The sequence below is a fragment of the Caballeronia sp. M23-90 genome (assembly GCF_053574605.1).
Genome location: NZ_JBSIPA010000251.1, coordinates 1 through 9,509, shown reverse-complemented (window position 1 = coordinate 9,509; position 9,509 = coordinate 1). Strand labels below are relative to the sequence as shown.

General features: G+C 60.4%; 9 protein-coding genes. 3 read left to right on the top strand and 6 right to left on the bottom strand.

The window, feature by feature from the left end:
• From ACRXB1_RS22075 to ACRXB1_RS22055, 5 genes are all read right to left on the bottom strand, one after another.
• The coding region (locus ACRXB1_RS22075) for an HpcH/HpaI aldolase family protein (RefSeq protein WP_449493216.1) at positions 1 to 753 on the bottom strand (753 nt) is incomplete at its 3' end.
• Positions 754 to 816: 63 nt separating this feature from the next.
• The gene (locus ACRXB1_RS22070) at positions 817 to 1,878 is read right to left on the bottom strand and encodes an ABC transporter ATP-binding protein (protein WP_449493215.1); all 1,062 of its coding nucleotides are present in this window, start codon (positions 1,876 to 1,878) and stop codon (positions 817 to 819) included.
• 34 nt (positions 1,879 to 1,912) lie between these two features.
• Positions 1,913 to 2,806, bottom strand: coding sequence for a carbohydrate ABC transporter permease (locus tag ACRXB1_RS22065; RefSeq protein WP_449493214.1), 894 nt, complete (start codon positions 2,804 to 2,806; stop codon positions 1,913 to 1,915).
• A gap of 8 nt (positions 2,807 to 2,814) precedes the next feature.
• Positions 2,815 to 3,711 (bottom strand): carbohydrate ABC transporter permease, encoded by an 897-nt coding sequence (locus ACRXB1_RS22060; RefSeq protein ID WP_449493213.1) that lies wholly within the window; start codon positions 3,709 to 3,711, stop codon positions 2,815 to 2,817.
• A gap of 38 nt (positions 3,712 to 3,749) precedes the next feature.
• Entirely contained in the window at positions 3,750 to 5,093 is a 1,344-nt protein-coding gene (locus ACRXB1_RS22055; RefSeq protein ID WP_083637545.1) for an ABC transporter substrate-binding protein, read from the bottom strand.
• 165 nt (positions 5,094 to 5,258) lie between these two features.
• Here ACRXB1_RS22055 and ACRXB1_RS22050 point away from each other — a divergent pair, with 165 nt between their 5' ends.
• From ACRXB1_RS22050 to ACRXB1_RS22040, 3 genes are all read left to right on the top strand, one after another.
• Entirely contained in the window at positions 5,259 to 6,173 is a 915-nt protein-coding gene (locus ACRXB1_RS22050; RefSeq protein WP_449493212.1) for a LysR substrate-binding domain-containing protein, read from the top strand.
• A 112-nt stretch (positions 6,174 to 6,285) separates the two neighbouring features.
• Entirely contained in the window at positions 6,286 to 7,455 is a 1,170-nt protein-coding gene (locus ACRXB1_RS22045; protein ID WP_449493211.1) for a hypothetical protein, read from the top strand.
• Between the two features lie 113 nt (positions 7,456 to 7,568).
• A complete protein-coding gene (locus ACRXB1_RS22040; protein WP_449493210.1) occupies positions 7,569 to 8,609 on the top strand; it encodes a LacI family DNA-binding transcriptional regulator in 1,041 nt (346 codons plus the stop codon).
• Between the two features lie 18 nt (positions 8,610 to 8,627).
• On the opposite strand, the gene ACRXB1_RS22035 is transcribed toward ACRXB1_RS22040, so the two are convergent.
• On the bottom strand, positions 8,628 to 9,509 hold an 882-nt coding region (locus tag ACRXB1_RS22035; protein ID WP_449493209.1), incomplete at its 5' end, for an FGGY-family carbohydrate kinase.

Genomic DNA, 9,509 nt, shown 5'->3' with positions numbered 1-9,509 from the left:
TCCGCGCGCTGCCAGAAGGCGCGACGTGCTTGCGACTGCAAGCGCGTTGGCATCATTGCCAGGTGTCACTAGATGAAACCCCTCCTCCAGCCGGCTGTGCGCCGCGGCGCCGTCGCTGCAGAATATGCCGGCAAGCAGGCCGCGATCACGAGCGCCGCGGAGGATCTGCCCGATCACCTCTTCCAGCCTCGCGTTCGTTTGCATGCCGGGTTTCATGCCAAGGCTCAACGCAAGATCGTTCGGGCCGATGTAGATACCGTCGAGGCCGGGTGTATCGAGGATTGCATCGAGTTGATCGAGCGCTTGCTGCGATTCGATCATGGCAAGCGTCAGGACAGTATCGTTAGCGCAACTGAAATAATCAGGTCCGCCATAAAGCAGTCCGCGCGCCGGACCAAACGAGCGCTGCCCGGCGTCCGGATAGCGGCATGCAGAAACGAATTGGCGCGCCATCTCGGGGGTATCGATGGAAGGACAGATCACGCCGTAAGCGCCTGCGTCGAGCAGCTTCATGATCTCCGGCGGATTGAGCGAAGGACAGCGGACCAGAGGTGTTGCAGGCGTGATGCTGACCGCTTGCAACATGGTCAACGCAGATTCGAAACCCATCATCCCGTGCTGCAGGTCGACTGTCACCGAATCGAATCCTTGGGACGCCACGACTTCCGCCGCATAACTGCTCGGGATGGAAAGCCATGCATTGACGATGGGTTCGCCTGCGAGGAACTTCTGTTTGATTAAGTTGGGACGCATGGTGACTCGTTCTCCTGGTTCAAGCTTCAAGCTTGTGCAACTGAATTGGGGCAGCCCCGACCGTCAGCCGGTTTTGATGCGCTCGCCGGTCGTCCCGTCGAACCAGAACATCTTCGATGGCTCTGGCCGCACGATGATCCGGTCGCCGTCGGTGTATCGAATGGATTTGTCGCCTTTGACCACAAAGTGCTGGCCGGCAAGTTTCAGCGTGATGAGGGTGACGTCGCCGAGCAGTTCGAACGCGAAGATATCTGCTGAAAAAGCGCCTGGCTGATCGCCCGTGCCGACCACCACGTCTTCCGGGCGCACGCCCAGATAAAGCGGCCCGTTGCGTGGAGGCGCGATGGGAAAAGCAAGCCCGTCCGACATGACAAACTGACCACCCCTGCCTTCCCCGCGCAGCAAATTCATGGCCGGCGAGCCGATAAAACCCGCGACGAACGCATTGGCCGGTTCGTTGTAAATTTTCTCGGGCGCGTCGATTTGCTGAAGCACGCCCTCCTGCATGATCGCGACGCGCGAGGCGAGTGTCATCGCTTCGACCTGATCGTGCGTGACGTACACCGTCGTGACGGCAAGCTCGCGTGCGAGGTGCTTGAGCTCCGCGCGCATCGACCCGCGCAGCTTGGCATCCAGATTCGACAGCGGTTCGTCCATCAGGAAAACGCGCGGCCGCCGCACGATGGAACGCGCAAGCGCCACACGTTGACGCTGACCGCCGGATAACGCCGCGGGGCGGCGCGTGAGCAACTGGCCGAGTTCGACCCGGTCCGCCGCACGCCTGACTTCGCGATCGCGCTGCTCGCCGGTCACACCCCGCAGCTTGAGCGGATACCCAATATTGTCGTACACGCTCATGTGCGGATACAGACCGTAGTTCTGAAATACCATCGATACATCGCGTTGCCGTGGCGGCACGCCGTTCATGCGCTCGCCGTCGAACATCAGGTCGCCGCCGGTGGGATCTTCGAGGCCCGCGATCATGCGCATGGTCGTGGTCTTGCCGCAGCCGGACGGTCCGAGCAGCACGAGGAACTCCCCTTCGGCAATACTCAGGTTCAAGTCCTTGACGGCGTGAAAGCCACCCCAGTTCTTGTTGATGCGATTCAATGTGACCGTAGTCATGAACGTCGCCTTAAATAAAGAGTTGGAGCACGGATCAGCGGACAGCGCCGGTCGTCGTACCGCGAATCAGATAGCGCTGCATGAACGAAGCGAACAGGAACATCGGCAGCATGATCAGAATGCCGGTGGCGGAAAGCAGCTGCCACAGATCGCCCTCTTCGCGGTTGAACAGGCTCATGGCGACTGGCAGCGTGACTGCATCTTCCGAAGTCAGGATCACAGCGATGATGAAATCGTTCCACGACAAGATGAAGCAGAAGATGCCCGCTGTGACAATGCCCGGCAGCGCGATCGGCATGATCATCTGGTAGAGGACCTGAAGACGGGTCGCACCGTCTATCAGCGCGGACTCTTCAATATCGATCGGAATCTGATCGATGAAACCCTTGATCATCCAGATTGCGAACGGCATGACGAGCGCGGTTTGCACCACGATCAACGCCAAGCGCGTGTCGTAGAGTCCGAGATCGCGGAACATGAGGAAGAACGGCAACACGATCACCACTGGCGGCAGGAACTGCGTGGCGAGCACGGCAACCAGCATCGACTTGTGCGCGAAGAGCCTGAAGCGCGAGAACGAGTACGCGGCGGCAGTCGCGATCGGCAGCGTGATGACGACCGTGCTCATGGAAACAATGATCGAGTTGATCAGTTTGTCCTGCACGCGAAACGGCTCGCGCATGATCTCGAAGAAATTGCCGATGGTCGGCGTGAACGTCACGCGCAACTTGTAGATATCCACGTAGTGCTTGAACGCGGCGGACAAGATCCAGAGCAGCGGCAACACGATCACCACGAACAGCAGGGCCATCGCAACGCCGCGTCCAAACCAGCCCAGCGAAGCGCGAAACCTGTGCGGTGCGGTGTAGCCGGCGGGGGATGCGGATTGCGTATGCGGCAACATGTCGGGAATGGATTTCGAGTTCATGTCGTTCCTTATTTCCCACGCTGTGAAAGACGGACATACAGCACGGTCAACGCCATCATCGGTATGACGAGGAGCCAGCCGAGCGCCGACGCATAACCCATGTTCAGGTACTTGAAGCCCTGGAAATAGATGAAGTGCGTGAGTGTCTGCGTTGCCTGCCCGGGACCGCCATTCGTGATCATCACGACCTGGTCGAATACTTTCATTGCGAAGATCGCCTTGAGGACCATGGCAACCGCCAGAACCGGCCACAACTGCGGCAGCGTAATCGAGAAAAACACTTGAATCGGGGTTGCGCCGTCTATCTCGGCCGCTTCCTGGCTTTCCTTCGGCACCGACGCGAGCGCGCCAATGAAGATGAGCGCAAAGTACGGCGTCCAGTGCCACACATCGCTGGATAAAACCAGCCAGAACGCCGCGGTTGCGTTGCCAAGAATGTCGATATCTTTCAGATGCAATGCGCGGCTGATTGCGCCGGCCACGCCGAAGTCGGCGTTTGCCATGAAACGCCAGAGCGCGCCGATCAACGCGGGGCTCATGGCGAACGGCAGGATCAGCATGGAGCGCAAGACCGCGCGAACCAGACCGCCGCGAAACAGCAGTACGGCGATTGCGAGCGCGAACCCGACGGTCAGCACCACGGAGGCCACCGTGAAACGCGCGGTGACCCACGCCGAATTCCACATTGACGGGTCGGTGAGAGCACGCGTGTAGTTATCGAAGAGATAACCAATTTGCGAGAAGCCGTCGGAGGGCAACCATAAGGACTTCGATTCATTCGCGCGGCCGAGATTCCAGTCGCGAAAGCTGAGATAGAAGGTCGTGACCAGCGGATAAAGCGCCGTGCCGAGCACGATCAGCAATCCCGGCGCAACCATTCCATACTTGGCGATACGTTCAGACATGACACATGTTCCTCAAGTGGACCCGTCCTGCTCGAGCTCTAGCGAAGCGCGCGCTGCACGACATGATTCGCGCGCTGCGCTGCCGTATTCATGAGTGCATCGACGTCGCCTCCGGACGCCGCCTGGTTGATCGCCACCGAAGCAAGATCTGCGACCTCCGGCCAGTAGACGACTTCGGGCATCGGCGCGGCATTGCCTTCGAGCGCCGCTTTGGCCGCCAGCAAGATGTGGTCGTTTGCTGCATTGACCTGGGGGTCGCCCATGCTCGACCAGCGGTTCACCACACTGTTCACAACGGCAAATCCATTGACGTTGCGCTCGATCGCATTGCGTTTGTCCAGATCGGAATTCGTGACCCATTTGAGGAACTCCCACGACGCGTCCTTGTGCTTCGAGTACGCCGAGATGGAAACCGGCATCACGTTGATCACCGTGCTCGGCGGATCGCCTGCTTTGTAGGCCGGCATGGGCGCAAAGCCAACCTGATCCTTCGTGAGCGTCGAGTCTTTAGGATTGGTGGCGGCTGAATAAGCCCATTGCCAAATTGGCAGCACCGCGCTTCTGCCCTGCTGGAAGGCGACGCGGCTGTCCTGTTCCACATTCGACGTCGCGCCTGCTCCACACAGGTTGTTCTTGGTCATCAGGCCGACGTACTCGCGCGTGGCTTCCATGGCTTTTGGCGAGGTCCATGCCGGATAGCCCCTGTCATCGAGAATCCGGCCACCCGCGCCGCGCACGAAATCGGCCCATGCAAACAGGTTCTGGCGGTTGCCATCCGCGCCGTAGTAACAACCGAGCGGCGCAACATCCGGGAAGGCTGCACGAATCTTCGGGCCCGCATCGATCAGGTCTTGCCAGGTCTTTGGCGGCTTCAACCCGAGCTTCGCAAAGATGTCCTTGCGGTACAGCATCATTTGCACGTTGCTGCGTAACGGCAGTCCGTTGAGTTTGCCGTTGATGGTGAGGGCTTCGAGAAATGCGGGCGGATAGTCGTTGAGGTCGAGCTTGTCGCGCGCAATGTAATCGTTGAGGGGCATCAACCAGTATGCGTAGGACGCGCCCCACTGATCCAGATAGTTCACCACGTCGAAGTTGCCGTTCGCGGCTACGCCCACGCTCGTGACTTTTTCCTGCAGCGCCTTGAACGGCACGAAGGACCACTTCACTTCTATGCCGGTCAAGTCGGTGAATTCCTGTGTGCGTTTCTGCAGCGCAGTGAACTGCGGAGTCGATACCGCCATGACCTTGATCGACTGCCCTGCGTACGGTTTGCCGGCTTTTAGTGCGTAGGGTGCGGGCTCACCGGCTGCCACGGCCGTCGTCACGACACCGGTGACGGTCATCGCGACATAAAAGGCAGCACAGGCAAATCGATGAAACATGATCGTCGCTCCATTGATGCGTTCGAGGCTTTAACCAGACATCGGCCGGGCGTTGACCGCGCTTTGATTTACTGCTTGTCCTTGCATGGGAACAAATTTGCGCCGGTCAATTTGTTCTGTCTAATATATTATTCATTGGAGCTTCATACGTTTTAGGAATGAAACATGATCGACTTGCGCCAGCTTCGTTATTTCGTCGTGCTCTCGGAAGAGCTCAATTTTGGGCGCGCGGCCGCGCGCCTCCACATCACGCAGCCGCCTCTTAGCCAGCAGATCATGCAGTTGGAGGCGAGCCTGGATACGGCGCTCTTCATTCGCGGCAAACGCCCGCTCAGGCTGACTCACGCAGGTGTCGAGCTGCTCTCGGGCGCGCGCCGGCTGCTGGCTCAGGCAGACGTCGTTATCGAGCATGCGAAGCTTGCCGGCCGGGGCGAACGAGGCCGCCTCGGGATCGCTTTCGTGGCAGGCGCACTGCCTCAGCTCTTGCCTCAATGCATTGGCGCCTATCGCACACGGCATCCCGACATACGCCTCGAACTGCGGGAAGGCGTGACGCAAAGGCAGCGCGAAGCGATCCTCGCGGGGGAGATGGACATAGGGTTCGTGCGGCCGATCGGCAATGACAGCGGCGAACTCTCCACGCGCACGCTGATCCGCGAACCCATGATGCTGGCGCTCGGCGAATACCATCCGCTGGCGCACCTCGAACGCGTGCCGGTCGAAGCACTGGCAGCCGAACCGTTCATTCTTTTCAGCCGCAAGGACGCGTTCTACTTCCACAAGATCGTCTCGGACATTCTTCACGAAGCCGAGGTCGTGCCCGAGATCGTGCAGGACGCAACCCAGCTCTACACGGTCGTGGCGCTGGTATCGAGCGGCGTGGGGCTTGCGATCGTTCCGGCGTCCGCGAGGCACATGCGGTTCCCGGGCGTCGCCTTCCGGCCACTCGATATCGACAAGCCCGTCAGCGCCGTCCTGGACCTGATCTGGCGATCCGACGACGATCATCCTGCGTTGATGAATTTCATCGACATTGCGGTGGCGCAGGCTGCGCATTATCTCGAAACCGATATCTCCTGACGATCGGGCCGGCACGCCGGTTTTTCAATGAACTTGCCCTTTCCGCCTGTTTTGCATTAGCCTATGCATTCGAATGCATAAAATCGCAAAAAACGGGAACGGAGAAGTGAACATGAGTGAAGCAGAGACGCTCGACCAGGCCGCGGCGAAGAGCCGGCTGGTTCTCAGATCGAACATGGTGGCGTGCAAGGTCGCGTTCATCGACTGCAAGATGAAGGGGTCCGAGCGCAAGGAAAATTATTCGCTGATCGGGGCAGGTGTGTCGCAAAGCGAAGACCAGGTGGTCAATCTGCGCGAACCACATGGCTTCAGTCTTGGCGTTGCGGCCATGCCGCCCGGTGTCGTGAACAATCTCCATGTGCATTACACGGCAGAGGTCTTCATGATTTTCAGCGGCCGCTGGCTATTCCGGTGGGGTGCGAATGGAGACGAGGGCACCGTGATCGGCGAGCCCGGCGACGTACTGAGCATCCCTACCTGGATCTTTCGCGGCTTCAGCAATATTGGCGATGACGACGGCTGGATTTTTTCGGCGCTTGGCGGCGATGACACCGGAGGCATCATCTGGCATCCATCGATCCTCGAACAGGCGGCGCGACACGGGCTTTACCTGACCAAGGAAAATCTCCTTGTCGACACCAGCAACGGCACAGCGAAGCCTGCAGACGATGCGCTGCTCGAGCCCATCGACCAGGAGACAGCCGAGAGCCTGCGTCACTATTCGCCCGATGAAATGCGCAAGCGCATGGTCACGGTCGCCGACCGGAAATGGTCGCGGCATGCCCTTCTCGGCAGTGTGCTGCCGGGCCATCGCGCAGAGGTCGCAAGTATCGTGGGCTTCGGCATCACGCAGGACCGCAACCAGCAGGCCGACATTCTCTATCCACACGGGTTTTCCATCGACTGGTTGCGGATCGATCCGGGGCAGGAGATTGGGGCTCATCGCGTGGATGCCAAGCAGGTCCTGATCGTATTCGACGGTGAAGCCGAATTGATCTTGAACGAAGGCGCCGACAAGACGCCCGTTACCGTGCCGCGCCAGGCCTTGTACTCGGTGCCGGCGAACGTCTGGCGCTCCGTCAGATCTGTTGGCGACACACCGCTGCTTGTGGCGGTCATGACGACGGGCGACCAGAAAAAGCACATCGTATGGTCTCCGGCGATCGTCACGGCGGCGGCTCAAGAGGGGTTCGGCGTCGACCATAACGGCTATGTGGCGCCGCTGCGCCTGTTACCGTACGAGACTCAGCAAGCTGTCGCTGCAGTCAGCCTGACGGCCTGAGCGGGGCGGCCCGGTTAGAATCGCACTTTTGACCGCGATGTCATTCGGTATCTCTCCAGGTCAGTGATTCAGCTCCGTCCAACACCCACGCCATGCCGCCAATAGACACCGCCTTGCCCCGCCCTGCCCGCGCGACGTCCTACGACGTTGCACTCGCTGCGGGCGTGGCGCAATCGACCGTATCGCGGTGCTTCCAGAAAGACAGTCCTATCTCCCCGGACACACGTGCGCACGTGCTCGCTATCGCGGAAGAGCTCAACTATCGGCCAAACGCGCTGGCGCGATCGCTCATTCTCGGGCGCTCCGAGGCGGTTGGCGTCATCGTCACGAAATACACACTGCGATACAACCCCGATGTGTTGTTTGCACTAGGCGAGGCGTTGGCTGCGGCAAACTCGAAGTTGCTGCTTATCACGGTCGAGAGCGACCAGGCGGTTCATGACACGCTCGGCCGTGCGCTGGATTTTCCACTCGATGGCCTCATCTCCTGCGCCGACCTTTCGGCCGCCGACATCAAGGCCTTCCAGCAACACGACGTGCCTGTCGTGCTCTTCAACAGGCATTCCACGGCGCGGCGCGCGGATAGTGTCGCAACAGACAATGCAAACGCGTCGAAGCGCATCGCCGCAGCATTGCGTAAAGCGGGACACAGCCGCTTTCTATGCATTGGCGGTCCGGAAGATGCGCCCGTGAGCCGAGCGCGAATCGATGCTTTTGTTGAAGAAGCACAGCGTCTGGGCGCAAGGCAGATCGTTTCGCTGCATACCGACTTCTCTTATGAGGAGGGAAGCGCAGCGACGGCCGCCGCTTTCAAAAGGGCGAATGGAAACATCGACGCGGTGTTTTGCGCGAACGACCAGATTGCCCTCGGGGCGCTCGATGCATGCCGATTCGATCTCGGCCTGAGTGTTCCCAAAGACATATCGATCGTCGGCTTCGACGACGTGCCCGATGCGTCGCGTCCCACTTATAAACTGACCACGGTTCGTCAAGACGTTCGGCAACTCGCGAGCGAGGCCGTCCGCATGCTGGCGCTCCGGCTCGCAGATCCATCGCGGCGCGCCTGCACGGTCATCGTACCCAGCAAGTTGATCGAACGTGGATCCGCGAATCTCTTCAGCGCAGATCGGATCAGCAGCGCGGATGTCCGCTGAAACGGCACAAACCGCGCGTTATCGAATTGCCCTCGCCACCGTCTGCAACTGCGTGAAGGCCTGGAATCTGGTCTCGTGCAGGGCGGCGAGATCTCCCGCCGCCGGCGCGTAGGTCGTGCTGATCTGCGACATGCTTCTCATCGCCGAGCGCACATTGGCGAACTTGCCGCCAGCCACACCGCCCAGAATCGCGGCGCCCAGCAAAACAGGTTCGTCCGCCTCCGTGGCAAGCACAGGCTTGCCGGTGGTGTCAGCAAGCAGTTGCCGGACGAGGTCGAGGCGCCCCGCGCCACCGCTGATCGTCACTCGCTTGATCGGCGCACCGGCCGCAGCCTGAACTTCGATGATCTGGCGAAGACCGTATCCAATGCTGCAAATCCCTGCTATGTACAGCGCGACCAGGCTGTCCAGATCGTGGTCCATGCCGAGGCCCGCGATCACCGCTCTGGCGTTCGGGTCGGCAAAGGGCGCCCGATTTCCCAGGAACTCGGGAACGATATGCAACCCCTCCGCCAGCATCACCGTTGCGGATGAACTGGCCGATGCCGCCACCGCAAGACCTGCCAGCATGACAGGCAAGGATTGGCCCGCCTGCTCCGCGCGCTTGCGTGCGTCGGGCGTTGCGGGGTGCATCGACAGCAATTGTTCGATGGCCGCCCCGGCTACCGACTGGCCGCCTTCGTTGAGCCACGTTTCGGGCACCATTGCCGAGAAATAGGGGCCCCACACGCCGGGCACGAAGACCGGCTCGCGGGTCGTGGTCATCGTGCACGACGACGTACCGAAGACGTAGGCCAGGCACGACTCGATTTCACCTTCGGCGCCGACCGTGCCAATTCCACCGGCATGGGCATCGATCACGCCAGTCGCGACCGGCGTTCCTGTGCGCAAGCCGAGCTC

Coding starts and splice junctions, on each gene's coding strand:
- ACRXB1_RS22045 (WP_449493211.1), top strand. CDS start 6,286: ATGAGTGAAGCAGAGACGCTCGACCAGGCCGCGGCGAAGAGCCGGCTG.
- ACRXB1_RS22050 (WP_449493212.1), top strand. CDS start 5,259: ATGATCGACTTGCGCCAGCTTCGTTATTTCGTCGTGCTCTCGGAAGAG.
- ACRXB1_RS22070 (WP_449493215.1), bottom strand. CDS start 1,878: ATGACTACGGTCACATTGAATCGCATCAACAAGAACTGGGGTGGCTTT.
- ACRXB1_RS22065 (WP_449493214.1), bottom strand. CDS start 2,806: ATGAACTCGAAATCCATTCCCGACATGTTGCCGCATACGCAATCCGCA.
- ACRXB1_RS22055 (WP_083637545.1), bottom strand. CDS start 5,093: ATGTTTCATCGATTTGCCTGTGCTGCCTTTTATGTCGCGATGACCGTC.
- ACRXB1_RS22060 (WP_449493213.1), bottom strand. CDS start 3,711: ATGTCTGAACGTATCGCCAAGTATGGAATGGTTGCGCCGGGATTGCTG.